This window comes from Kitasatospora sp. NPDC002522, from assembly GCF_053595195.1.
Window position 1 is genome coordinate 131,517 of sequence record NZ_JBSFXE010000009.1, and the last position, 23,457, is coordinate 154,973.

Genomic DNA, 23,457 nt, shown 5'->3' on the forward strand with positions numbered 1-23,457 from the left:
GACACGCACGGAGAGAAGGCGCATCAGGATGAAGCTCTACCTGCTCGCGATGTACCAGCCGCAGGGCACCGTCCCGCCACCGGAGTTCCTCCGCCAGGTGATGGCCGAACTGGCGGTGCTGCGAGAGGAGTTGGAGTCCACCGGGTCGTGGGTGTTCGGGCAGGGCCTGCACGATCCGGACACCGCGACCGTGCTGCGCCCCAGCGGCGGCGAGGTGCTGGTCACCGACGGCCCGTTCGTCGAGGGGAAGGAGCACCTCGGCGGGTTCACCGTCATCAAGGCCCCCGACCTGGACGCCGCACTGGAATGGGGCCGGCGGTACGCGCTGGCCACCACGCTGCCCATCGAGGTCAGGCCGTTCCGGGGCGAGGCCGAGAACTGACGTGGCGTCGGCAGCCGAGGTCGAACGGGTCTTCCGCGCGGAGTACGGACGCGCGGTGGCCGTCCTGATCCGCCTCACCGGCGACATCGACCTCGCCGAGGAGGCGGTCCAGGAGGCGTTCGCCGTGGCCGCCGAGCGCTGGCCGGCCGCCGGGCTGCCGCCGAGCCCCGCCGGCTGGATCATCACCACGGCCCGCCGCAAGGCGATCGACCGGCAGCGCCGGGAGGCGGCGCGCGGCGCCCACCACGCCGAGGCGGTGCTGCTGCACACCCCGGGCGGGACGACGGAGGAGGGACCCGTGCAGGACGACCGGCTGCGCCTGATCTTCACCTGCTGCCACCCCGCCCTGGCCGACACCGCGCAGGTCGCCCTGACCCTGCGCCTGCTCGGCGGCCTGACCACGGCGGAGATCGCCCGGGCCTTCCTGGTCGGCGAGTCGACCACGGCCCAGCGGATCGTCCGGGCCAAGGCGAAGATCCGCGACGCGCGGATCCCGTACCGCGTCCCCGGCGACGCCGAGCTGCCGGGCCGGCTGCGCCCGGTGCTCGCCGTGGTGTACCTGGTCTTCAACGAGGGCTACCTGACCACCGGTTCGGGCCCCGAGCCGCTGCGCGAGGAGCTCTGCGCCGAGGCGATCCGGCTGGGCCGCCTGCTCGCCGAGCTGATGCCCGACGAACCGGAGGTGCTGGGCCTGCTCGCGCTGATGCTCCTCACCCACGCCCGTCGGCGCGCCCGCACCACCGCCGACGGCGCCCTGGTGCTGCTCGCCGACCAGGACCGCACGCGGTGGGACCGCGCGCTCATCGCCGAGGGCCACGCGCTGGTCCGCCGCTGCCTGCGCCTCGACCGCCCCGGCCCGTACCAACTGCAGGCCGCGATCAACGCCGTGCACTGCGACGCCGCCACCGCCGATGCCACCGACTGGCGCCAGATCGTCCGGCTCTACGACCAGCAGATGGCCCTGGCCCCGACCCCGGTCGTGGCGCTGCACCGCGCCGTCGCCGTGGCCGAGGTCGACGGACCGGGCGCGGCGCTGGCCCTGGTCGACGCCCTCGACCTCGCCGACCACCACCTGTTCCACGCCGTCCGCGCCGACCTGCTGCGCCGCCTCGGCCGCCCCGGCGAGGCGGCGCCGGCCTACCGGGCGGCGCTCGCCCGCACCGGGAACGACGCCGAACGCGAGTTCCTGGAACGGCGGTTGAGGGAGCTGTCCTGACCTGGTGTCAGAGGTGGTGCAGCGCCAACATCCGGCCGTACGTGTACAGCAGGGCCTGGATGTTGCCCTCCCAGCGGTGCGCGGCGACGGCGTTGTGGAGGGCGAGGAGCCACGCGGCGGTCCGGCCGGGGTCGCCGTTCTGGGCGGCGGCGAGCCGGACGTTGGCGTAGCGCAGGCCCTTGAGGACGTTGAGGATCTCGGTGTGGGCGTCCGGGGCCGGGCCGACGAGGTTGTGGTCGTCCTTGATGGTGTTGAGCGCAACGGCCGCGTAGAGGGTGTCGGCGATGGCGTCCCAGCGGGCCTCGGGACGGGCGACGCGCAGCGTGATCGGGTTGGCGAAGCTGCGGACGCCCGGCGTCACCGGCTGGTGGGTGGGCGCGGGGTGCGGCGGGGCGACGACCGGGACGGGCGGCGGGATGGCAGCCATCGGAACGGTCGTCCAGGCGGCGTGCCAGGTCGTACCGGCCGCGGCCGGGTCGGTCTGGTACAGCTGGAAGTAGTACCGGGAGTCGTGGCCGCCCACGCCGTCCTCGGCGTTGCGGGCGTAGTTCTCCAGCGTGACGACGTCGCTGCCGTCGGCGGCGACCACACCCGCCCAGTGGTCGCCCCAGCTCCGGCTCGCCAGCAGGACGGGGTTGGCGCCGCCGACCGGCCGGTAGTGGTCGGTGTGGGTCGGGTAGCCGCCCTGGACCAGGGCGACACCCGGGGCGACGTCGGTCAGGCCGCTGGTCAGGAAGCCCTCTCCGACGCCGGGCGCCGCGAACTGGTTCAGCCCGAAGGTCTGCAGCAGGCCGGTGAACGCGGCGGTGGGGGCGTGGGCCGCCGCGCCGTAGGCCGCCGCGATGGTGCGGCCGGTGTTGGCCGCGTTCAGCGGCGTGCTCACGTCGATCGGCGGCGGCAGCGGCGCGGTGAGCAGCGCGCGGGCGACGTTGTACTCGATCAGGTGGGCCGGGGGAACGTGCGGGTCGTTCTCGAACCGGGGGACCGGCGCGGTCTGGCCGATCACGTGCTCGATCATCAGGTTGCACTGCTGCGGCCCGGTGACGGCGAGCCCGACGGCCGGCACGGCGACGTTCTGCGGCAGGACCCGGAGCAGGGTGTTGCCGCCGATGGTGATCCGGCGCTGGTTCGGCCCGACCGGGTCGGCGACGAGCCGGTAGTCGGACCCGATCAGGGCCAGCCGGTCGTTGCTCGCGGTGACCACGGCCTGGGTGGCGTAGAAGCACTTCGGCTGACGGAGGCCCAGATCGCAGTCCTCGATGGCGATCTGACTGTTCGCCGACACTCGGAGCGTCACCGCCGCCGGGTTGGTCGAGGCCAGCCGGACCACGGGAGCCGGCCCCGCGGTCATGAACGAGCTGCCACCGCCGGCCTTGACCTGGCCGATGAACGAGTCCTGCGGCTGCACGGGCGCGTGGTGCGCCCCGCCGCCGACCACGACGAACGGCGCGGCGCCGCCGGCCGGGTGCACGGTGTAGTGCTGCGTGACGGCCGTCGCGTGCACCCGCCCACCCGCGCGGCGCGGCACGCCCGGGATGCGCACCGGCAGCCCCCGCGCGATCCGCCGACCGGCGGCCGTCGCCTCCGCCTCCAGCGCGGCGTCGGCCGCCGGGTCCTGCCCGGCCGGCCGGACCCGGCCGTAGCGCTGCTGCAGCACGTGCGCGAGCTCGTGCCCGATGACCTCCCGCCCGAGCGCTGTGCCCGGGTCGTACCAGCCGGGCGCGAAGGCCAGGTCGGTGCCGTGCGCGCAGGCGACCGGCCCGTCCGCCCCCAAGTACCCCTCGTGCAGCCGGACTTCGGCGAACCCCGCGCCGAACAACTCCTCGAACCCGCGGCGTGTCCCCGCCGCCATGGCCCTGTGCGTCCCCATCACTGCCCCCCAGCTGGTTCCGGCCCCCGTCCTGCCGGTGACGGTACGCGGATCGCCCCGCAGCCGGACGCCGCTGCGCGCCGATATCCGCCCATCGTCGTAGACCGCCCGCCCACCGCGCCCGACCCCGCCGACGGGCGCGCCGCACGCGGGGAAACGATCTCCGGCGGTGAGGATGTGGTGTCGCCTACCTGCCGGGAGGACCGGTCGTGGACGTTTCCGTGGGCCTGTGGGCCGGCACCATCGCGGTGCTGGTCGTGCTGATCGTGGCCGACTTCTTCATCGGCGGTCGCAAGCCGCACGAGGTCTCCATCAAGGAGGCCGGGGTCTGGACCGCGGTCTGGGTCGCGCTGGCCGTGCTGTTCGGCGGGTTCCTGTGGTGGTACGGCGGGTCGAAGCCGGCCGGCGAGTTCTTCGCCGGGTACGTCACGGAGAAGTCGCTCAGCGTCGACAACCTGTTCGTGTTCATCCTGATCATGGGCAAGTTCGCGGTGCCGAAGATCTACCAGCAGTGGGTGCTGATGTTCGGCGTGATCATCGCCCTGGTGCTGCGGGCGATCTTCATCGCTGGCGGCGCCGCGCTGGTCTCCACCTTCTCCTGGGTGTTCTACATCTTCGGCGCGTTCCTGGTCTGGACGGCCGTCAAGCTGCTGAAGGAGGCCGGCGCCGACAAGGAGGACAAGGAGGCCGAGGAGTTCGAGGAGGGGCGGCTGCTCAGGGCCATCAAGAAGCGCGTCCCGTCCACCGACACCTACCACGGCACCAAACTGGTCGTCCGGGAGAACGGCCGCCGGGTGATCACCCCGATGCTGACCGTGATGGTGGCCATCGGCACCACCGACATGCTGTTCGCCCTGGACTCGATCCCCGCGATCTTCGGCCTCACCCAGGACCCGTACATCGTCTTCACCGCCAACGCCTTCGCGCTGATGGGCCTGCGCCAGCTGTACTTCCTGCTCGGCGGCCTGCTGACCAGGCTCGTCTACCTCTCCTACGGGCTGTCGGTGATCCTCGCCTTCATCGGCGTGAAACTGATCCTGCACGCCCTGCACGAGAGCGGCGTGCACGTCCCCGAGATCAGCATCGCCTTCTCGCTGGCCTTCATCGTCGTGGTGCTCGCCGTCACCACCGTGGCCAGCCTGGTGGCCACCCGGACGTCGGACGACCGGGGCGGCGCGGCCACCTGAGGCCGGTGCCGGTGGACGGCGGTCGCTCCGCGAGGTGCGGTACTGCGCGGCGCGCGGGGTCCGGCACCGCGCGTTAGCGTGGCAGCGGGCCGTGGCCGGGAAACCGCCGGCCCCCGGTCGGCATCGGCGGCCGGACGGCGTCCTTTCAGGAGCTGACGTGAGCGACCACATCCGAGCAACGGACGAACTCGGCCCGATCGACTACCTGGTGATCTCCTTCCCGGGCAGCCGGATGACCGGCGAAGGCCTGCCGCTGCTCATCGACCTGGTCGACCGCGGAATCATCCGCGTGCTCGACCTGACCTTCGTCCGCAAGGGCACGGACGGCGACATCGGCGTCGTCAAGATCGCCGACCTCGACGGCGACGGCAAGCTCGACCTCGCGGTGTTCCACGGCGCCTCGTCCGGGCTGCTCGGCGAGTCCGACCTCGCCGAGGCCGGCGCGCTCCTGGAGCCCGGCGACACCGCCGTCGTCCTGCTGTACGAGAACCGGTGGGCGGCGCCGCTGGCCGCGGCCCTGCGCCGGGCCGACGCCCACATGATCGCCAGCGGCCGGGTGCCGCTGCAGGACCTCGTGGAGGTCCTCGACTCGATCGAGACGCTCGGGTCCGGAGCCTGACCGCCGGAGCCGCCCCGCCACCACCGATTGGAGAAACCCCATGCCCGGACTGCTCCGCGGGGTAGCCCGCACCGCCGTCGTCGCCGGGACCGCCACCGCGGTCTCCAACCGCGTCTCCCGCCGGCAGGCGGGTCGCTGGGCCGACCAGAACGCCCAGTACGCGGCCCCTCAGCAACCCGCCGCGCCGCCGCCGGCGCCCGCCGCCGCAGCGCCGGCCGTCGACCAGCAACTGCAGCAGCTCCAGCAGTTGGCGGCGCTCAAGGAACAGGGCGTCCTCACCGACGAGGAGTTCGCCGCGCAGAAGGCCCGGATCCTGGGCGGCTGAGCCGTCCCCCGAACAGCCCACACGGCAGGCGGAACCCGCGACCGAGGACGGTCGGGGTCGGCGCCGGCCGTCGTGGGCTGTTTCGATGCCGGGCTCGGAGCAGCGTCCCGGACCATCATGTGATCATGGTGAGATGACGTCTGGTCGGATCATCTTCCTCAACGGCACGTCCAGCTCCGGGAAGTCGAGCATCGCCCGGGAGCTGCTGGACATCCTGGACGACGGCGTGTTCTTCCACATGGCGGTCGACGGCTTCAACGCGATGCGCACCAAGCGGGAGTTCGGGGCCGAGGAGCTCGACGTCGCGCTGCGGCGGACCAGGATGGGCTTCCACCGTTCCGTCGCGGCGATGGCCGAGGTGGGCAACGACATCGTGGTCGACCACGTGCTGAGCGAACCGTGGCGGCTGCTCGACTGCCTGACGGTGCTCCGGCCCGAGGACGTCGTGTTCGTCGGCGTCCACTGCCCGCTGGACGAGCTGGTCCGCCGCGAGCTGGCCCGCGGGGATCGCCCGCCGGGACTCGCGGCGCACCAGTACGGCCTCGTGCACGCGCACGGCGACTACGACCTGGAGTGCGACACCGGTGTGGCGAGTCCGCTGGAATGTGCGCAGCGGATCAAGGAGTTCCTCCCGCACCGGGCCGGCCCGACCGCCTTCACCCGGTTGCGCGGACGCTTCCTGGCGGGCGGGGAGCGGCTGACCGCGTGAGGCGTGGTCAGCCGGCCGGGCAGGTGGTGCCGGCGCGGAGGGGGAAGCGTTCGACGGTGAGGTGCCAGTTCTGCAGGCCGAAGGTGGCGTTGGTGCTGACCTGGACCTGGACCTGGGTGGTGGCGTCGCGGTCGTCGAAGAGCGGGGCGAAGCAGGCGGTGCGGGTGTAGCCGTGGGCGCTCCACTCGGGGTTGCCGCGGGCGGTGACGAAGCGGGCGTTGGTGTCGCCGGGGGCGGCGACCTTGCCGCCGACCAGGACGCGGACGGAGCAGACCGCGTTGTTGACCGGGGACTCGCAGATCGCGTCGGCGTCGAAGTGGACGACGAAGACGCCGTCGAAGCCGGGGCCGCGGCCGGTGGAGTCGGGGACGGTCGCGCCGGGGAGGTCGATCCAGGCCTGCGAGCCGGTCTGGAAGCGGTCGGCGTTCCAGGTGGTCCGGACGGCCGGCGTGCCGACGCCGGAGACCGGGGCGGCCGGGACGGCGCGGGGTTCGGACCAGGCGGCCGGGGCGACCAGGGCCACCGCGCCGAGCGCGCCGGCGGCCAGGATCGTGATGAGGGTGCGGGGACGGGGCATCGCGGCGGACTCCTCGGAGGGGGAGCCGCCCGGGAGCGCGTACTCCCGGGCGGTGGGGGACATCAGGGAATCTGGCCGCCGGAGGGCTTGGCCTCCAGCTTGATCCACTTGGCGGCGCTGGGGACGCCCGCGGCGTCGAGCAGGAAGAGCATGTAGTACCCGGGCGGCGCGGCCGCGGCCAACGGCGGGGCCTGGAGGGTGAGTTGGCCGCCGCTGCGGGCGTTGATCCGGAGCTCCAGGTGGCGCTGGCTGGTGTCGACCGCGTGGGTGGAGGTGATCGGCGCCAGCAGCACGGCCCGGCTGACCTTCTCCGGGGTTGAGGTGGTGACCGGGAACTCGGCGTTGAAGCGGACCGGCGTGCCGGGCGCGGAGTCGAGCGCCGGGCGGCTGCCGCTCTGCAGGTACGGCGGCTCGTAGATCTCGATGGTGCCGTTCATCCCGGACTTGATGTCGGGGTTGTTGGCGATCTGCTGCAGCTCGTCGCCGGTGATCATGACGCGGCCGTCCGGCAGGATCACCGCGTTGGAGTGGTAGCCGCGCGGCAGCCGCTGGACCGGTCCGAGCTTCCAGTTGCCCTCGTTGTCGCGGAACTCGGTCTGACGGTACTTCAGGTCGGCGTTGGGGTTGTACGGCCCGTTGCCGTAGTCGCGGATGTCGAAGGCGCCGTTGACGGTGAACAGCTTGCCGTCCGGGAAGATCAGCGTGTCGTCCTGGGTGCGGCCGAAGGCGCGCGGCTTGGCCAGGCTCCACTGGCCGCCGGAGAGCTGGTAGGTGTTCGGGTCCTTGCGGTCGCCGCCGAGCACCAGCACCGAGTCCGGTCCGTTGACGCCGCCGGGCAGGGCGACCGCGGAGCCGTAGTTGCGCCAGGCCGGGTCGCCGGGCTGCATGTCGGGCTTCAGGTCGGGCCGGGCCGGGAGGTCGGCGCGGGTCTCCGCCTTGGGGTCGAACACCCACTGCTCGCTCGGGACGCGGCCGAGCCCGTAGACCTTGCCGTCGTTCAGCGAGAACAGCTGCGGGTAGTCCTGGGTGAACGGCGCGTCGGCGCCGAAGCGGTCCACCGGGGCCATCGGCACCTTGCCGGGGTCCTTCTCCGGGGTGACCGACTTGGCCGGGAAGCGCTCGACGATCGGCGTCGGGGTGCCCCAACCCAGCTCGGACTGGCCGGACATGATCAGCTGTCGGCCGTCCGCGCCGGTCACCACTGACGGGTACCAGCGGCCGACCTGCATGTCCGGGTTCTGGGTCCACTGCTCCTTCCACGGGTCGAAGACCAGCGACAGCTTGGCGCCCGCACCGCCGTTGCCGCCCAGGTTGCCGCCGAACACGCCGACCATGCCGTTGGGCAGGTACGCGTGGCCCGCGCAGAAGAACGGCGCCGGGCGCTTGGCGCCGGTGCCGTCGTCCAGCTCCACGGTCGGCGGCGCGACGTTCTTGAACGCGGCGGCGCCGGTGCCCTTCGCCGGGTCCCACAGGAAGGCCCGGCCGGCGTTGGCCATGCCGATGACGTTGGTGGGCGCGGGCTCCTTGGTCGGGTCGGTCTCGACCGCCTCGAAGGAGAAGATCAGCACCTTGCCGGTGGGCAGCAGCGCGATGTGGTCGCCGTAGTCGGGTGAGGGGAAGTAGTCGGTGAACTTCCCGAAGACCATTGGGTCGAAGGCGCTGTTGGTGGCCTTCTGGCTGTCCGTCAGCGCCTTCAGCCGGTTGATCCGCATCGGGTTCGGATACCCGTTGTCCGGGCCGCCCTCGGCGCGTCGGGCGCCCTGGGCGGCGCGGCTCTCCAGCCGGATCCAGGCGCGGTAGGCGGCCTCGTCGTGGCCGAGTTCGGCGAGTTCCGTCGGGTCGACGGCGGCGTCCACCTGCTCGGCGGTGAACGCGGCGGCGCCGTTCGGGTCCGGGGCGCCGGCGGCCGCGGGGGAGACGGCGAGCAGCGAGGCGGTCAGCGCGGAGGCGAGGACGCAGGCCGCCGCCGCGGCGGCCAGCCGGGAGCGGGAGGGTGGTGCGGTACGGGACATGGACTTCCTTCTGGAACGGAGAGTGACCGACGTCGGCGGGCGACGGCCCCCGGGAGGCGGTGCCGGGAGCCCGAAGGCAGCGCGAGGCCGACGTGACGTCGAACGTTCGTCAGCGGACGACCGCTAGTCTGACGGCAGGTCAGAGCCGTTGTCACGTCCGGCGCGCGAGAGTTGGCGACTCGGGCGCGCCTGGAGGGATCATGAAGTTCGAATACGTAGCATTCGGTTGACCGTCGCCGTCAGTTACCACCGTGGGAGGGTGCATGCCGACTGATCTGCCGCTGCGCGACAACGAGGACATCCAGGGCGACATCCTGGCCGGATTCAAGAAGGACCACACGGTCCTGCTCCTCCTGACCTTCGAGGACCCGCTCAAGGCGCGCGGCTGGCTGCGCCGGCTGACCCCGCGCATCGCCACCACCAAGCAGGTCGCCGTCTTCAACAAGGCCTACAGCGACGCCCGCAAGCGCTCGGGCGGCGAACCGACCGGACTCAAGGCGACCTGGCTGGGCGTCAGCTTCACCTACCACGGGCTGGAGAAGCTGACCGGCAAGGAGCCCTACCCGCCGATCCCCAAGGAGGACGACAACACGCTGCGCGCCTTCCAGCAGGGCCCGGTGGACCGGTACAAGATCCTCAAGGACGAGGGCGACAGCCACCCCAGCAAGTGGATCTTCGGCAACAACCGCACCGAGGAGTCCGTCCACGCGGTGCTCACCATCGCCGCCGACACCGTCGCCGACCTCCAGGCCGAGGTGACCGCGCAGCGCGAGGCCGCCGCGCAGGCCAAGGTGGCGATCGTCTTCCAGCAGAACGGCGCGACCCTGCCGGGCACCCGCCGCGGCAAGGAGCACTTCGGCTTCAAGGACGGCGTCAGCGAGCCGGGCGTGGTGGGCTTCGACGAGCCCGACCCGCTGCGTCCGGAGTGGGTCAAGGACCACCCGGGCACCCGGCTGATCCCGCCCGGCGAGTTCGTCGTCGGCCTGCCGCGGGTCGAACCCGGGGTGCTGCCCGTCACCGACGCGCCGTGGGCGTTCAACGGCTCCTTCCAGGTGGTCCGGCGCCTCGCCCAGGACGTGCCCGGCTGGTGGGCCCAACTGGCCCGGCTGCTGCCGGTCCTGATCGAGAAGAAGGCCGTCCCGCAGGAGGCCACCGTCGAGTGGCTGGCCGCCCGGGTGGTCGGCCGCTGGCGCTCCGGCACGCCCGTCGCGAAGTGCCCGCACGCCGACACGCCGTTCAACACCGTCGCCGCGAACGACAACGACATCAGCTACCTGGACGACCTGGAGGGCCACACCACCCCGCTCTTCTCGCACCTGCGCAAGACCAACCCGCGCGACGCCCTCCAGGAGATGCCCGGCGAGCAGCCGCTGCCCGAGAACCCGGTGATCGACCGCCGCCGGATCATGCGGCGCGGCACCCCGTACGGGCACCCCTTCGACCCGGCCGCCGAGGGCCCGGGCGGGCCGGACGACCCGCGCGGCCTGCTGTTCGTCTCCTACCAGGCCGACCTGGTCAGCCAGTTCGAGTTCATCCAGAACATGTGGATGGACGCCCCCGGCTTCCCGCCCAACCGGACGGTCCCGAAGGGCGAGCCCCCGAAGCCCGGCCCCGACGCCATGGTCGGCGTCGACGGCACCGTCTACTGGGAACACGACGACGGCGAGCCGGTCAAGCTGGGCTTCCAGCGCTTCGTGAAGACCGAGGGCACGGTGTACGCCTTCGCCCCGTCGATCACCGTCCTCAAGGCGCTCGGCGACGGGCGGCTCCCCGGCAGGGACCAGCCCGAACTCGGCCAGCCCGTCGACGCGTTCTGGCCCGTCCCGGACATGCAGCGCGAGAAGGGCAAGAGCTGGTACTGGGCCTTCCGCACCGTCGGCGGCAAGCAGGTCTACCGGCTGGTCTCGATCGCCGACGGCAGCGCGCACACCGACGTCAAGGAAGCCCCCGACCGGCCGGTCGCCGAATGGGACTCCTTCGACGGCGTCCGCCGCGCCGACTTCCTGCTGCCGTTCCCCGACCGGCAGCGCGTCGGCGGCAAGACCTGGTACTGGCTGTTCCACACGCCGGCCCTCACGGCGCAGGTGTACCGGGTGATCTCGATGGAGGACGGCCGCGAGCACACCGACGTGCAGGAGCGGCCCGACGCCCCGCTCACCGCCTGGAAGTCCCTGGACGGCGTGGTCAGGGTCGACTTCCTGCTGCCCGTGCCGGACCGTCAGCAGGTCGGCGGCAAGAGCCTCTACTGGCTCTTCCACACCCGCGACGGCCGGCAGCTCTTCCGGGTGATCTCGATCGCCGACGGGGACCACCACGAGGACGCGCTCGTCGTCCCCGACCGCCTGATCTCCGACTGGGACTGCTTCGCCAACATCACCCGCATCACCACGATCCTCCCCGTCCCCGACATGCAACGCCTCAACGGCGTCTCCACCTACTGGGTCTTCCACCGCGACCAGTGCCGGACCGTCAGCATCGCGGACGGCGGCGACCACGAGGACCGGATCGTGGAGGAGGACCGCAGCGTCGGCGGGTGGAAGTCGCTGACCTGACGCGTCCGTCGCCGGCTCCGGTGGCTGCGCTGGTGAGCGCGGCTGCCGGAGCCGGCACGTGACGCGGCGGACCGACGGCCCGTCATGTGGAGAGACCGCGGCGCAGTAGGCTCGGGGCATGCTCCTGTGGATCAACGGGCCCTTCGGCGGCGGGAAGACGCAGACCGCGCACGAGATCCGGCGGCGGCTGGCCGGCAGCGTCGTCTGCGACCCGGAGCACGTCGGGTTCGGTCTGCACCGGATGACGCCCCCGGCGTTGCAGGGGGACTTCCAGGACCTGCCCGCCTGGCGGCAGGGGGTCTACGAGGTGTTGGACCGGGTTCTCACCGGGCACGACGGTGTGGTGATCGTGCCGATGACGGTCGTGGAGCCGGAGTACTTCCGCGAGACCGTCGGGCGGCTGCGGGAGCGCGGCCACGATGTGCGGCACTTCGCGTTGCTGGCCGAGCGTGAGACGGTGCTGCGACGGCTGCGCGAGCGCGGCTTCGGGCACGCCCTGCGGTTCGTCGCCGGGAAGGACGCCCCGCTGCGCCGGGAGAGCTTCGCCCTCTCGAAGCTCGACCTGTGCCTGGAGCGCCTGCGCGAGCCGGACTTCGCCGAGCACCTGTGGACCGACCGCCTGACGATCCCGCAGGTCGCCGACCACATCGCCGCCTCCTCCGGGTTGACGATCGCCCCGAACACCGACGGCGCGCTGCGCGGGCGACTTCGCCGCGCCTGGACCGGGGCCAGGCACATCCGGTTCGACTGAGCCACGAGGATCGTCCGACCGCAGTCCACGCGTCGGCCTCGGGTGTCGTCCACGGGGTACGAGCCGGTAGCGTCGGGAGGTGTCCTCCACTCCGGTGCCCGTGGTTCTGGCGGGTCGTCATGTGCGGCTCGAGCCGCTGGCCCTTCGTCACGTCCCGAAGCTGTTCCGGGCCGGTGGGGGTGACCGTGAGGTGTGGAGGTGGCTGAGCACGGCGGCTCCGGGGACGGAGGCCGAGATGCGGGCGTTCGTGGGTGGGCGGGTCAGGGACGTGGCGGAGGGGCGGCGGGTGGCCTTCGCGGTGGTGGAGGCGGTGTCGGGTGGGGCGATCGGGATGACGGGCCTGCACAGCTGGGGATCGCCGGACGGGCGGATCGAGCTCGGCGGGACGTGGTTCGGGCGGAGCTGGTGGCGGACCGCGGCGAACACCGAGACCAAGCTGCTGGTCCTGGGCCATGCCTTCGACGCGCTCGGCTTCGGCACCGTGGTGTGGCGCATCGATGTGGGCAACGTCCGTTCGCAGCAGGCGATCGGCCGGATCGGCGCCCGGCTGGAGGGGTGTACCCCGGGTGGCCTGCTGCGCGCCGACGGGACCCGGCGGGACGTTCTCGTCTACACCATGGACCGGGCCGACTGGCCGGCGGCGAGGACGCGCCTCGTGGAGCGGCTGTCGGCCGGCCGACGCGGCCCGGCGGGCGGCTGAGCGTCCGTCATGCGGCGGGTCGCGGCCGGCCGACCGCAATCCCGGGTGATTCGGTCGGTGCCGAATAGGTGGCCCCGACGTGGGCGTGCTGCCTAGCTTTGCCTCCGGCACCACCCTGTCCGCAGGGCCTGCACAGGAGGAACTGACCTTGAAACTACCCGACTTCGCCGAGTGTCTGCCGGAGTTGCGCCGACGCGGCCTGCTGCCGGAGCGCTTCCGGGCGGCCTACATCGCGGGCTCGATCGCCCGCGGCTGGGGCCACGCCGCGAGCGACCTGGACGTCTACATCATCTGCGACGAGCCGTGGACCGGCGAGGTCACGACCCGGGTCCCGGTCGCGCTGACACCGGACACCGTGCCCTTCGCGGTGGCGCACGTGGACAAGATGCGCTGGACCGTGGAGTACTGGCAGGACGCGCAGATCGACCAGCTGCTGGACAAGGTGTCCTGGGCGGTCTTCGAGCACGACCCCAAGAGCGCGGAGCTGGTCACCTCGCCGATCCAGAAGGAACTCAACATCCTGGAGCGGATGAACCACGCCATCGTGCTCGCCGGCGAGGAGTGGATCGAGGAGCGCCGTCGGCAGATCGGGGAGTCGGCGATCAGGTCGCTGGCGGCCTCCGCCCAGCTGGACGTGGTCGACACCTACACCGAGGACGTCGCCGGGCTGATCGAGTCCGGGGACTTCGAGGCGGCGGTCCTCTCGGCGCACCTGGCCTTCCAGTTCGCCGTCGACGCGCTGATGGCCTTCCACGGCGAAGTGGCGCGGGACGGCAAGTGGCGGTCCCGCCGGGTCCGGATCGTCGACTCCAAGATCCTCCCCTTCGACGCCTACTGGCGGCTGGAGACCATGCAGGACCTCGACCCCGAGGATCCGCTGCCCTGGCTGCAGAGCGTGCTGGCGCTGTGCCGGGAGATCTCCTTCGAGGTCGTGCTCTGACCGCGGCCGGCCGGTCGGCCGGCCGCGGCGGAGCAGCGAGTCGGGACGGATCAGCGGGCCGGGGCGCTCGGCGTGCCGGTCTCGGCGAGCAGCGCGGCGCAGGCGTCCACCACCTCGTGCACCCAGGCCGCCGGGCGGTCGGGGTCGAGGCGGGCGGCGGTCTCCAGCGCCCAGTACCGGTCGAAGGGCAGGCACGCGGGGGGCGTCTCGGCCACCCGGCGGGCGCGCCACTTGGGGGTGAAGGTGCCGTGGTTGCCGCGGCTGTCGAGGTAGGCGTCCACCGCGTGCCCGAAAGCCTGACGGGCCGTCAGGACCGCGCCGTGCGGGTCGTCGGCCCGGAGCCGGTCGAGGGCGTCGCGGGAGCTGCGCTCCGCGGCCCGGGTCGAGCCGAGCGAGCTGAAGGCGCGGAAGGCGCTCGCCGCGGCCTGGTCGCGGCGGGCCGCCAGCCAGTCCCCGCCGACCACCGGGACCGCGCTCTCCAGGCGCTCGAGGAACAGCTCCTCGATCTCCGTGAGCGGGGAGGCGTCGCCCGTCCGTGCGGTGAACCGCTCCCAGGTCACCTTCGCCAGCATCTGCGCCACCTGGCCCTCGGACCAGTGCTTCAGCTTCCAGCGCGTCCCGTCCACCCGGGCCGTGGTGACCGGCACCGCGGAGGGCACCAGCGGTGCGGACTTGGCGGGCACGCCCGCCCGCGTCCACGGCTCGGCCGAGATCACGTAGAAATTGAGGTCGCTCGACTCGTTTCCCCAGCCGCGGGCCGTCGACCCGACGCCGAGCACGGCCACCAGGCCGTCCGGAAGCAGGTCGAGGTCTTTCAGGTGCGCCATACAGGCGTCCGCTTCGATCACCGCTGCGATTCCTCCACATATTCATTCCGGCGTCCGTCAGGGCATTCGCATCTCATCACCGGATCGGCTTTCGGTCAAGTAGGGGCGGGTATTTTCCAGTGGCCGCGAGAATTGCACCGATTGACCTCACCGGTCCCATTCATGAATGGGGCCATGGAATGCGGGAGGAATGGCGTGAGTGCCTTTCCCGGGCGATCGACGCGCCGCGCGCACGGGACACCGCGCCGCGGACCGGCGTACCCGAACTACGAGAGGCGCTGGCCGATCACCTCGACCTTCCGGTGGCCGACCTGGCCGTCACCTCGGGAATTCGCGGGCAGGTCGCCCCGCTGGTGGCGGGCGCCGCGGCGCTGGTGGTGGAGCGGCCCACGTTCCTGAGCGTGCCGCGGCTCGCCGCCCGGCACGTCCCGGTGCTCGCGCTGACCTGGGAGGAGATCCTCGCCGACGACGGGAGGTACCCGGACGGCAGCGTCGTGTGGATCACCAGCCCGGCGCGCAACCCCGACGGGCGGACGCTGACCGCAGCCGAGGCCGCCCGCCTCGACGAGCTCGCGGACCGTCATCGCGTCGTGGTGAACCAGGCCTACCACTGGTGCGCGCCCGACGCCCCGCGGCCGGTCCGGGCGCATCTGGTCGGCAGCCTGCACAAGGTCGCGGGCGGCGGCTGCGCCGTCGGCTGGCAGGTCACCCCCGGCGGACGGGGGCTCGACCGGCCCGGCGGCGGCGGCCCGCCGACCGCCTGGCAGTACGCGTGGGCCGACCTGATCACCGCGACCGGGCTGGCCGAGCCGGTGCGCACCTGCCTGCTCGAGCCGGCCGAGCGCTGCCGCCGGGTCGCCGAGCGGGTGCGCCCGCCCGCCGGTGTGGAGCTCCGCCACGGGAGCGGGCCGTCCCTGTCCCTGCTGCTCGCCGCCGGGACCAGCGAGGAGCGGGCGCACGCCGCCCTCGCCGCCGAGGGGCTGCTGACCGGCCCGGGCGAGGCGTTCGGCTGGGACCGCCCGGCCCTGCGGCTGTCCTTCACCGGGGCGTCCGACGCCGACGCCCGGCGCTGCCTGCCGGCGCTGGACCGCTCCCTCGCCGGGCTCGCCCGGTCCTGAACCCATCCGAGAAAGAGGAGACCATGAGCACCACGAGCGCCGACCCGTACGAGGCCCTGCTCGCGTTCGGCCTGCTGCAGCCCGCCCGACAGCGGACGGAGATGCTCGCCGCGCTCGCCGAGGTCGGCCCGGCCGCGGCCGCCGACCTGCTGTTCCGGCACAAGATCAGCACGATGGCCAGGGCCACCGCGCTGCGGCTGGCGGACCAGGGCGGGGAGCACCGGGAGCTGCTGGTCGAGCTGGCCGACCGGATCACCGCCCGCGCCGCCGTGATGGCCGACCGCTGGGCCAGCTCCGCCGCGGTCGGCGCGGCGGTCACCCGGTTCGCCGAGGAGGAGGGCATCACCTGGTGGACCATGAAGGGCTTCTCCTTCCGCCCGCTCTACCCGGCGGGCACGGTCCGCGACGTCGGCGACCTCGACGTCCTGGTCGGCACCGTGGACGACGCCTGGCGGCTGGCCCGCCGCCTGCGCGCGGACGGCTACATCTACCTGGACATCGAGCTCCCGTGGTTCAAGCGGGACCTGCGCACCGGCGAGCTCTACGGGCAGATCCGGCTGACCACCGCAGAGCGCAACCGGCTCTCCATCGACATCCACGCGGGCCCGTACTCGGTCCGGCACTGCGGGCTGATGCCGCTCGGCCGCACGGCCGGGGGAGGGGGCACCCCGGGCGGGCCGGTGGCCTTCGAGGACGACATCGCGGCGGTGGTCGCCAACGCCGCGGGCGACCGCTTCATCACCGCCAAGGCGGTCAACGACCTGCTGCTCAGCCTGGACCGCGCCCCCGACGCCCGGTACCTGCACGAGACGCTGGACGCGGCCGGCCTGCTGCCGTTCCTCGCCACCTGCCTGGGGCGGGTGACGGCCTGGTGCGAACTGACCGCGGACCAGGCGCAGGCGCTCGCGGCGCTGCTGCCGGACGTCGCCGCCGAGCCCGTCCCGCCGGTGGACCGGGCCGACCCGGCCGAGCGCTGCGAGATCACGGTCGCCCATGCGCGCGAGACCGCCCTGCGGGTCCTCGGCCTCCCGCCCGAGCGGGCCGACGCCGTCGCGGCGTCGGCCCGCGAGGCGTACGGCAAGGACCACCCGCTGCAGGTCGTCCCGGACGCCGAGGCGCAGCCGGTCGACTGGGCCGGGCTGAACAACTGGACCTGCGTGCGGCTCGTCCCCGTGGAACTGGCGGCCGCGCTGGTCGAGCCGGGCGCCGCGGCGGCGTCCGCGGGCCGGGGCGAGGCGTCGGCGCTGTCGGAGGAGATGGTGCGCGAGGAGACCGGGGGCGGCACGCTGATCCGGGCGATCGGCGACAGCTTCGTCCCGACCGTCGACTTCGCGCTCCCGGCCGGCCTGGTCGCCGCCGCGGCGCGGGGCTGAGCCCGTTCGGTGCAGGACCGGAGCCGCCGGCCGGGCCCGGCCGACCCGGCCGGCCGGGTCAGCCGCGGGCGGTCTCGGCCAGCAGCCGGGCGGTCTCCTCGGCCGCGGAGAGCATCAGGTCGTGACCGGCGTCCACCTCGCGGTAGTGCCAGCCCTGGTGGGTCCGCGCCCGCTCGGCCGCGGTGTCGTAGGACGCGGAGGCGCCGCGGCGGGCGGCGCGGACGTACCAACGGCCGAACGGCCGCTCCTCCGGCGGTTCGGCGAGGGAGACCGGCTGCCGGAAGGTCCGGGCCGGCTGCAGCGAGAGCCGGGCGGCGGGCAGCATCCGGGCGAGCCGCTGTGCGGGGACGTGCGGCAGGTGCGGCGGCGCGACCCAGTCCTCGGACTCCGGGATCGCCCGGCGGCGCAGGTCCTGGACGGAGCGGCCGTCGCGGACGAGCAGCGCATCGAGCAGGACGAGCTGCGCGATCCGCTCCGGCACCCGGTCCGCCGCCACCGTGGCGACCGCCCCGCCGTAGCTGTGGCCGACCAGGACGACCTCCCGGAGGTCCTCGTAGCGCAGCAGGTTGACGACGTCCAGGACGTGGGTGTCCAGGTCGAGGCCGGGATGAGCGAGGTGGACCCGCTCGCCCAGGCCGGTCAGGGTGGGGGTGAACACCTCGTGGCCGGCCCGGCGCAGCAGGGTCCGGACCGGGCGCCAGACGTAGGAGCCGGTCCACGCTCCGTGCACCAGGACGAAGACGGCGCTCACGGGAGTCCGCCGGTCAGGGCGGTCAGGTCCAGGCGGGCCAGGAAACGGTCCAGGTGGGCGAGGTCGGGCGCGGCGTCCCGGTAGGGGCGGGCCCACCAGCGCAGCTCCAGGGCCCGCCGGGCCGCGGGATCGGTGAGGTGGCGGGCCCAGAAGAGCTGGGTGGCCCCCCACCGCGCGCAGACGGCCAGGTCGAAGCAGTGCGGCACCCGGTCGCACAGGTCCGGCGGCACCCCGGCGCCGCGCAGCCCCGCCAGGTAGCCGTCGAGGACGGCGGCGCGGTACTCGTCGAGCGCGCCGCCCGGGATCAGCGTCCGGGCCGCGCTCGACGCGAAGAGCTGCGCGGCGTCCGCCCCCAGCGCCTCGAACCCGACGTAGGACCAGTCGATGGCCACGACCTGGCCGGACGGCGCGGTGAGCAGGTTCCGCCGGTGGGCGTCCAGGTGGCTGAGGGTCAGGGGAGCCCGGTCGAGCGCGTCCAGGAGCGCCGCGCGGGCCCGCCAGACGGCGGTCGCCCGCGCGACGGCGCGGTCGGGGTCGACCACCCGGGCCAGTTCGGCGCGGGCGTCCGCCGGGAGCCGGCGCAGGCCCGCCACCGTCGCGGGCACGGTCGCGCCGAACCACCAGCGCAGCCAGCCGCGGCTCAGCCAGGCCTGCGGGTCCGCGGCGGGCCGCCGCAGCGCGGCGCCGTTGAAGGCGCCGAGGTGGAGTGCCAGCCGACGGTAGTGGTCCGGTCCGTCGCCGCCGGCATCGGGGACGTACTCGAGCGCCAGCACGGCACTGCCGTCGGGCCGGTCCCGCAGGTCGAGGACCCGCGGCGGCCGGAGCGCCGTCCCGGCCGCGCCCAGCGGGTCGCCGCCCGCGGCCACGGCCCGGTAGAAGTCCCGCTCGCGGGCCCAGTAGTGGCAGTCGCCCTGGTCGAGGCCGATGCCGGGGCCGATCCCGAGCACGTTCCCGGCGGCGGGCGAGAGCACCTTGCGGACGTGTCGGGGCAGCCCGGCGGCGGCCTCGACCACGTGCAGCCCGGCGGTCGCCGCGCCGAATCCGGCCGGCGCGCTCACCGGGACGGGCCCGGTGCCGCGAGGCGCGCACGCACGGTCGGCCACTCCCGGTCGAGGATCGAGTAGACGGCGTTGTCCCGCACCGTGCCGTCGTAGCCGGCCTGGGCGCTGCGGAGCACGCCGTCCAGGTGGGCGCCGAGCGACTCGAGGGCCCGGCGGGAGTACGCGTTGCGGGCGTCCGTGCGGAACGTGATCCGGCTCAGCGCCCACCGCTCGAAGGCGACCTCCAGCAGGAGTCGCTTCGACTCCCGGTTGACACCCGTGCCCTGGGCCCGGTGGGCGAGCCAGGTGTAGCCGATCTCGGCGGCGTCGGGCCGGCCCGCCGGTCGGTGGGGCCGGTCGGCCGGGCGGCGCCAGTACTCGAAGTAGCAGAACCGGGTGGTGCCGAGCACCTGCCCGTCGTGCCGGGCGGTGACGGCGAACGGCACCGCCGCCTGCGCGCTCCGCTGGGCCAGGGCCCGCTCGACGTAGGCGCGCATCGCCTCCGGGCTCCCCGGGACGTCGGTGAACCGGTAGCGCTCGCGGTGCTCCCGGGCGGCCTCCAGCAGTGCCGGGGCGTGCTCGGCGGTGAGGGGGAGCAGGCGGACCAGCTCCCCCTCCAGCGGGCCCACCGCGGTCAGGTCGGCCGCCGTCATCGCCCCGGCCCGGCGGCGTGGCGGAACGGCGCGCCGGCCGGCGGCGTCGCCGGGTCCGCGGCCAGACCGGCCAACCGGACCTGCCGGTCGAGCAGGGCGAGCTGCCCGTTGGCGACGAGCAGCCGGTCGTTGGAGTACATCAGCGCGGCGGCCCGCAGGTCGCGGAAGGCGCGCTCCAGCGGGGTGGCCGGCGAGCGGGTGTAGCCGTACCGCAGGCCGGCGATGGTGACCAGCTCGTCCACCGCGGCGAACGCCGACTCCGAGACGTGCACCTTCAGCCCGTTGATGTGCAGCTGGAACGCGACGTCGGAGTACCGTCCGGGGCCGTCCTGGGTACGGGCGTCCAGCTCCTGGTACTCGCTCAGGCACGCCTGGAGCAGCGCCGCGGCCGTGTCCAGCCGCAGCCGCACCCGGGCCAGGTCGTGCGCGGCCAGGTCCGACCGCTGCCGGCCCGCGCGCACCTTCGGGTCGCGCAGCAGGCCGACGACGTGCGCCAGCGCCCCCTGGGCCACCCCCAGCCAGACCGAGCACCAGGCGAGGTGCCCGACCGGCACCAGCGTGGCCACGGCCAGCTCGGGGAACCCGCCGGGCCCGCCGACCAGCTGGTCCGCGGTCAGCCGGGTCCGCAGGTGCAGGCCGACGCTGGCGGTGCCGCGCATGCCCAGCGTGTCCCAGCCGGAACGGAAGTCCAGTTCGGCGCCGGAACGCGGCACGAACGCCAGGGACACGTCGTTCGCCTGGCGGTCGGCACCCGTCCGCATCGTGACGAGGTACCCGTCCGCCTCCATGCCGGCGGTCACCACCGGCGCGTCCCGTTCCAGCAGCAGGCCGTCCCGGTCGGTGCCGAGGGCCGCCTCGGCGGAGAACAGGTGGCCGCCCTTGCCCGCTTCGGTGGTGATGGACGCCAGCAGGAAGGAACCCGCCGCGACCTGCGGCAGCACCTCCTGGCGGAGCGCCGCGCTCCCGTGCCGGACCACGGTCGCCACCTGCTGGCAGTGCATCGCCCAGATCATCGCGGTCGACGTGCAGCCGTGGCCGAGCAACCGGCCGACGCCGACCAGCTCCGGCAGCCCCAGTCCCATGCCGCCGAACTCCGCCGGGACCAGCAGACCGAGCAGTCCGGTCTCGCGCAGGCGGCCGACCTGCGCCGACGGGAACTCGGCGGACTCGTCGGTCTTCGCGGCGTCCGCGGCGAACTCCTCGCCGAGGCGCCGGGCCAGCGCGAGCGCGTCCTCGGCCGAGGTGCCCGGCGCAGCGGGGCCGGTGCCGGTCATCCGGCCGGCCGCAGCAGGCAGACCGACGCCCACAGGGTGCCGGCGGTGCGGAAGGTGTCGGCGCTCAGCTGCTCCTCGGGGAAGGTCACGTCGAGGGTCTCCTCGAGTTCGAGCATCAGGGAGATCGAGCCCATCGAGTCCAGGCCGTACGCGGCCAGCTCGGTGTCCGGCGCGGGCTCCTGCTGCGGCGCCAGCCCCGGCAGGTAACGCCGGAGCACGTCGAGGAAGTCCGCCGAGGGCCGGGTCTGCGCTGCCGCCGTCGTCGCTTCGGTCACTGGTGTGCCTCTCCCGTGTGGTTGTCGATCAGCCGCCGAGCGGCCCGTACTACGTCGGCGGCGGTGAGGACCGCCTGCCGTTCCAGCTCCCGGGCGACCGGCTGCACGTCCGCGCAGGCGAGCGTGGCCAGGACCGGCCCGGGCGAGCGGGCACCGAGCTCCGCGACCAGCCGCGGGCCGATCGCCTGACCCCGCGCGGCGGGGTCGACGAACAGGCCGCGGCCGGTCCGGCGCAGCGACGCCTCCAAGGTGCTCCAGTCGATCGCGGCGAAGTCCAGCGCCCGCAGGTCGACGACCTCGGCGTCGACGCCCTCGGCGGCGAGCACCTCGGCGGCCTCCAGCGCCCAGTGCAGGGCCAGGCCGTACCCGACGAGGGTCACGTCACTGCCGGCGCGGACGGTCCGGGCGCCCTCCAGCGGCAGCCGGGCCGTGAAGTCCGCCTCGGTGAGCGCGGCGCGCTCGCCGTAGAGCGGCGAGAACTCCACGATCAGCACCGGGTCGTCGCACTCCAACGCGGAGTTCAGGACGCCCAGGTACTCGCGGGCGTCCGCCGGGGCGTGGACCCGCCAGCCGGGGAAGGCCCCGAACAGGCCGACCGGGTTGAGCCCGTGCTGGGGCCCGTAGCCCAGGCCGGTGGGAACCTTGGTGCGGACCACCACGGGTGCCTTGGCGGTGTTGCCGTACAGGGCGCGGACCACCCCGATGTGGTTGAACAGCTGGTCGGCCGCGACCAGCGCGAAACTGCCGTACATCAGCTCGACGACCGGGCGCAGCCCCGCCAGGGCCGCGCCGCCGGCCAGCCCGACGAAGCCGGCCTCCGAGATCGGGGTGTCGATGATCCGGGTCCCGACCAGCGTGCGGTCGAGCCGGCCGCACTGCGCCAGCAGCCCGCCCGGCTTCCCGACCTCCTCGCCCAGGAAGAGCACGTCCGGGTCGCGGTGCAGCGCCCGCCCGAGTCCTTCGGCGATCGCCTCCTGGAAGGTGAGCGGGACGGTCGGGCCGGAAGGGGCGGGTGCCGCGGCCGCCGCGGTCGCCGCGGGCGGGGCGCCGCGCAGCAGGCGGTACGGGTCGAGCCGCTCGACGCCGGGGGGCGCCGCCGCGGCCACGCGCTCCCACACGGCGCCGACCGCCCGCTCCGCGGCGGCCGCGACCAGCAGGTCGGCGCCGTCCGGGAGCAGTCCCTCGCGCCGCAGGGTGCGGGGCAGCGAGACGAGCGGGTCGCGCTCCAGCCAGCGCTGCTCCTCCGCCTCGTCCCGGTAGCCCGCGGCGCTGCCGCGCCGGGGGCCGACGTGGTCGAGGTGCCGGTAGGTCTCCACCTCCAGCAGGGCGGGCCGGCCGGCCCGTACGGTTTCCAGGAGCTGCCCGGCGGCCTCGGTGAGTGCGGCCGGCTCGTCGCCGGCGACCTGGACGGCGCGCAGGCCGTGCGCGGCGCCCTGGCCGGCCAGCGGCAGGACGGACGAGGCCTCGTCGGGCCGGGTGGACTCGGCGTAGCCGTTGTTCTCCACCACGATCAGCAGCGGGAGCGCGAGCAGCCGCGCCAGGTTCGCGCTCTCGTGGAAGACGCCCTGGTTGACCGCGCCGTCGCCGATGAAGCAGACCGCGACGCCCCCGCTCGCGCGCCGGCGGTGGGCCAGGGCGAGACCGGCGGCCAGCGGGATCCCGCCGCCGACGATGGCGCTGCTCCCGGCGAAGCCCACCTCGGCGTCGCGCAGGTGCATCGAGCCGCCCGCTCCGTGGTTGACCCCGCTGGTCTGCGCCGTGACTTCGGCGAACGAGGCGGCGAGGTGCTTGGCCACCGGGTCGGGGAAGGCGTCGGCCAGCGGATCCCAGTCGGCCGGCAGGAGTCGGGTCAGGCTCTGGACCAGCAGGTGATGGTGGGAGCGGTGGTTGCCGACCACGAGGTCATCGGGCCGCAGGTGGCGCAGCACGGCGGCGGCCACCACCTCCTGGCCGATCGCCGTGTGCACGGGCCCGGTCACCTCGCCGCGGGCGGCCCGCTCGAGCATCGCGGTCTCGAAGAACCGCACGAAATGCATGTCGAAGAGCGCGCGGATGAATACCGAATGCCCGATTCGCCGGTAGTCGGCACGTTCCTCCCGACATCGCAGCACCTGCTCGAAAGGCTGAATCGAATCGCTGAGCAAATCTGGTCGCCCCGTCCCCCGTGCGGCCGCCGAAATCGGCGCTCCGACCCCCGTCGGAGGTCGCACTATAACGGCGCTTTCGCGACGGAGGCGAGATGCTGTCCAAGATACGAACACGTACGACGGGGCTCGCGATTGTGCGGCGGGGCGGGGCCGGAGAAA

The 23,457-nt window shown here is 73.8% G+C and carries 22 protein-coding genes; 12 read left to right on the plus strand and 10 right to left on the minus strand.

What is annotated here, in order from left to right:
• Positions 1-28: 28 nt before the first annotated feature.
• Together ACWD4U_RS10225 and ACWD4U_RS10230 are read left to right on the plus strand one after the other, a co-directional pair.
• Positions 29-382: a YciI family protein gene (locus ACWD4U_RS10225; RefSeq protein WP_363450450.1), complete on the plus strand. Its 354-nt coding sequence runs from the start codon at positions 29-31 to the stop codon at positions 380-382.
• Position 383: 1 nt separating this feature from the next.
• A complete protein-coding gene (locus tag ACWD4U_RS10230) occupies positions 384-1,598 on the plus strand; it encodes an RNA polymerase sigma factor (RefSeq protein WP_363450448.1) in 1,215 nt (404 codons plus the stop codon).
• A 7-nt stretch (positions 1,599-1,605) separates the two neighbouring features.
• On the opposite strand, the gene ACWD4U_RS10235 is transcribed toward ACWD4U_RS10230, so the two are convergent.
• Positions 1,606-3,450: an eCIS core domain-containing protein gene (locus ACWD4U_RS10235; protein ID WP_363450446.1), complete on the minus strand. Its 1,845-nt coding sequence runs from the start codon at positions 3,448-3,450 to the stop codon at positions 1,606-1,608.
• Between the two features lie 227 nt (positions 3,451-3,677).
• On the opposite strand from ACWD4U_RS10235, the gene ACWD4U_RS10240 reads away from it, so the two are divergent.
• The 4 genes from ACWD4U_RS10240 (at position 3,678) to ACWD4U_RS10255 (ending at position 6,308) form a co-directional block, all read left to right on the plus strand.
• The gene (locus ACWD4U_RS10240; RefSeq protein WP_363450444.1) at positions 3,678-4,655 is read left to right on the plus strand and encodes a TerC family protein; all 978 of its coding nucleotides are present in this window, start codon (positions 3,678-3,680) and stop codon (positions 4,653-4,655) included.
• A gap of 157 nt (positions 4,656-4,812) precedes the next feature.
• Positions 4,813-5,274, plus strand: a complete 462-nt coding sequence (locus ACWD4U_RS10245; RefSeq protein ID WP_363450442.1) for a DUF6325 family protein — start codon at positions 4,813-4,815, stop codon at positions 5,272-5,274.
• A 40-nt stretch (positions 5,275-5,314) separates the two neighbouring features.
• A complete protein-coding gene (locus ACWD4U_RS10250) occupies positions 5,315-5,599 on the plus strand; it encodes an SHOCT domain-containing protein (RefSeq protein ID WP_363450440.1) in 285 nt (94 codons plus the stop codon).
• 133 nt (positions 5,600-5,732) lie between these two features.
• Entirely contained in the window at positions 5,733-6,308 is a 576-nt protein-coding gene (locus tag ACWD4U_RS10255; RefSeq protein ID WP_363450438.1) for a chloramphenicol phosphotransferase CPT family protein, read from the plus strand.
• A gap of 7 nt (positions 6,309-6,315) precedes the next feature.
• Here ACWD4U_RS10255 and ACWD4U_RS10260 read toward each other — a convergent pair whose 3' ends face one another.
• Together ACWD4U_RS10260 and ACWD4U_RS10265 are read right to left on the minus strand one after the other, a co-directional pair.
• Positions 6,316-6,948, minus strand: a complete 633-nt coding sequence (locus ACWD4U_RS10260) for a hypothetical protein (RefSeq protein WP_363450436.1) — start codon at positions 6,946-6,948, stop codon at positions 6,316-6,318.
• A complete protein-coding gene (locus ACWD4U_RS10265) occupies positions 6,948-8,897 on the minus strand; it encodes a galactose oxidase early set domain-containing protein (protein WP_363450434.1) in 1,950 nt (649 codons plus the stop codon). Before ACWD4U_RS10265 ends, ACWD4U_RS10260 begins: the two co-directional genes overlap by 1 nt.
• 263 nt (positions 8,898-9,160) lie before the next feature.
• Here ACWD4U_RS10265 and ACWD4U_RS10270 point away from each other — a divergent pair, with 263 nt between their 5' ends.
• The 4 genes from ACWD4U_RS10270 (at position 9,161) to ACWD4U_RS10285 (ending at position 13,840) form a co-directional block, all read left to right on the plus strand.
• On the plus strand, positions 9,161-11,449 hold the full coding sequence (locus ACWD4U_RS10270) for a Dyp-type peroxidase (protein WP_363450432.1): 2,289 nt from the start codon (positions 9,161-9,163) through the stop codon (positions 11,447-11,449).
• Between the two features lie 118 nt (positions 11,450-11,567).
• Entirely contained in the window at positions 11,568-12,200 is a 633-nt protein-coding gene (locus ACWD4U_RS10275; RefSeq protein ID WP_363450429.1) for an AAA family ATPase, read from the plus strand.
• Positions 12,201-12,321: 121 nt separating this feature from the next.
• Positions 12,322-12,900: a GNAT family N-acetyltransferase gene (locus tag ACWD4U_RS10280; RefSeq protein WP_449787160.1), complete on the plus strand. Its 579-nt coding sequence runs from the start codon at positions 12,322-12,324 to the stop codon at positions 12,898-12,900.
• 148 nt (positions 12,901-13,048) lie between these two features.
• Positions 13,049-13,840, plus strand: a complete 792-nt coding sequence (locus ACWD4U_RS10285; RefSeq protein ID WP_363450425.1) for a hypothetical protein — start codon at positions 13,049-13,051, stop codon at positions 13,838-13,840.
• A gap of 50 nt (positions 13,841-13,890) precedes the next feature.
• On the opposite strand, the gene ACWD4U_RS10290 is transcribed toward ACWD4U_RS10285, so the two are convergent.
• Positions 13,891-14,667 (minus strand): hypothetical protein, encoded by a 777-nt coding sequence (locus tag ACWD4U_RS10290; RefSeq protein WP_363450423.1) that lies wholly within the window; start codon positions 14,665-14,667, stop codon positions 13,891-13,893.
• 179 nt (positions 14,668-14,846) lie between these two features.
• Between ACWD4U_RS10290 and ACWD4U_RS10295 the strand changes: the two genes are divergently transcribed.
• On the plus strand, positions 14,847-15,785 hold the full coding sequence (locus tag ACWD4U_RS10295; RefSeq protein WP_363450421.1) for an aminotransferase-like domain-containing protein: 939 nt from the start codon (positions 14,847-14,849) through the stop codon (positions 15,783-15,785).
• Between the two features lie 23 nt (positions 15,786-15,808).
• The gene (locus ACWD4U_RS10300; protein ID WP_363450419.1) at positions 15,809-17,158 is read left to right on the plus strand and encodes a nucleotidyltransferase family protein; all 1,350 of its coding nucleotides are present in this window, start codon (positions 15,809-15,811) and stop codon (positions 17,156-17,158) included.
• A gap of 58 nt (positions 17,159-17,216) precedes the next feature.
• Here the strand turns inward: ACWD4U_RS10300 and ACWD4U_RS10305 are convergent, their stop codons facing one another.
• From ACWD4U_RS10305 to ACWD4U_RS10330, 6 genes are read right to left on the minus strand one after another with little or no spacing between them, the layout of a single operon-like run.
• Positions 17,217-17,909 carry an alpha/beta fold hydrolase gene (locus ACWD4U_RS10305; protein ID WP_363450417.1) on the minus strand — a complete coding sequence of 231 codons (693 nt, stop codon included), beginning with the start codon at positions 17,907-17,909 and terminating at the stop codon, positions 17,217-17,219.
• Positions 17,906-18,967, minus strand: coding sequence for a hypothetical protein (locus ACWD4U_RS10310; RefSeq protein WP_363450415.1), 1,062 nt, complete (start codon positions 18,965-18,967; stop codon positions 17,906-17,908). Before ACWD4U_RS10310 ends, ACWD4U_RS10305 begins: the two co-directional genes overlap by 4 nt.
• Positions 18,964-19,602: a GNAT family N-acetyltransferase gene (locus ACWD4U_RS10315; RefSeq protein ID WP_363450414.1), complete on the minus strand. Its 639-nt coding sequence runs from the start codon at positions 19,600-19,602 to the stop codon at positions 18,964-18,966. Before ACWD4U_RS10315 ends, ACWD4U_RS10310 begins: the two co-directional genes overlap by 4 nt.
• Entirely contained in the window at positions 19,599-20,876 is a 1,278-nt protein-coding gene (locus ACWD4U_RS10320) for an acyl-CoA dehydrogenase family protein (protein WP_363450412.1), read from the minus strand. Before ACWD4U_RS10320 ends, ACWD4U_RS10315 begins: the two co-directional genes overlap by 4 nt.
• On the minus strand, positions 20,873-21,151 hold the full coding sequence (locus ACWD4U_RS10325; RefSeq protein WP_363450410.1) for a phosphopantetheine-binding protein: 279 nt from the start codon (positions 21,149-21,151) through the stop codon (positions 20,873-20,875). The genes ACWD4U_RS10320 and ACWD4U_RS10325 overlap by 4 nt, the downstream gene beginning before the upstream one ends.
• Complete coding sequence (locus ACWD4U_RS10330) at positions 21,148-23,187, minus strand: dehydrogenase E1 component subunit alpha/beta (RefSeq protein ID WP_363450408.1); 2,040 nt, start codon at positions 23,185-23,187, stop codon at positions 21,148-21,150. The genes ACWD4U_RS10325 and ACWD4U_RS10330 overlap by 4 nt, the downstream gene beginning before the upstream one ends.
• Positions 23,188-23,457 lie beyond the last annotated feature (270 nt).

Coding starts and splice junctions, on each gene's coding strand:
- ACWD4U_RS10275 (WP_363450429.1), top strand. CDS start 11,568: ATGCTCCTGTGGATCAACGGGCCCTTCGGCGGCGGGAAGACGCAGACC.
- ACWD4U_RS10315 (WP_363450414.1), bottom strand. CDS start 19,602: ATGACGGCGGCCGACCTGACCGCGGTGGGCCCGCTGGAGGGGGAGCTG.
- ACWD4U_RS10295 (WP_363450421.1), top strand. CDS start 14,847: ATGCGGGAGGAATGGCGTGAGTGCCTTTCCCGGGCGATCGACGCGCCG.
- ACWD4U_RS10255 (WP_363450438.1), top strand. CDS start 5,733: ATGACGTCTGGTCGGATCATCTTCCTCAACGGCACGTCCAGCTCCGGG.
- ACWD4U_RS10225 (WP_363450450.1), top strand. CDS start 29: ATGAAGCTCTACCTGCTCGCGATGTACCAGCCGCAGGGCACCGTCCCG.
- ACWD4U_RS10290 (WP_363450423.1), bottom strand. CDS start 14,667: ATGGCGCACCTGAAAGACCTCGACCTGCTTCCGGACGGCCTGGTGGCC.
- ACWD4U_RS10330 (WP_363450408.1), bottom strand. CDS start 23,187: ATGCATTTCGTGCGGTTCTTCGAGACCGCGATGCTCGAGCGGGCCGCC.
- ACWD4U_RS10250 (WP_363450440.1), top strand. CDS start 5,315: ATGCCCGGACTGCTCCGCGGGGTAGCCCGCACCGCCGTCGTCGCCGGG.
- ACWD4U_RS10260 (WP_363450436.1), bottom strand. CDS start 6,948: ATGTCCCCCACCGCCCGGGAGTACGCGCTCCCGGGCGGCTCCCCCTCC.
- ACWD4U_RS10265 (WP_363450434.1), bottom strand. CDS start 8,897: ATGTCCCGTACCGCACCACCCTCCCGCTCCCGGCTGGCCGCCGCGGCG.
- ACWD4U_RS10270 (WP_363450432.1), top strand. CDS start 9,161: ATGCCGACTGATCTGCCGCTGCGCGACAACGAGGACATCCAGGGCGAC.
- ACWD4U_RS10300 (WP_363450419.1), top strand. CDS start 15,809: ATGAGCACCACGAGCGCCGACCCGTACGAGGCCCTGCTCGCGTTCGGC.
- ACWD4U_RS10320 (WP_363450412.1), bottom strand. CDS start 20,876: ATGACCGGCACCGGCCCCGCTGCGCCGGGCACCTCGGCCGAGGACGCG.
- ACWD4U_RS10235 (WP_363450446.1), bottom strand. CDS start 3,450: ATGGCGGCGGGGACACGCCGCGGGTTCGAGGAGTTGTTCGGCGCGGGG.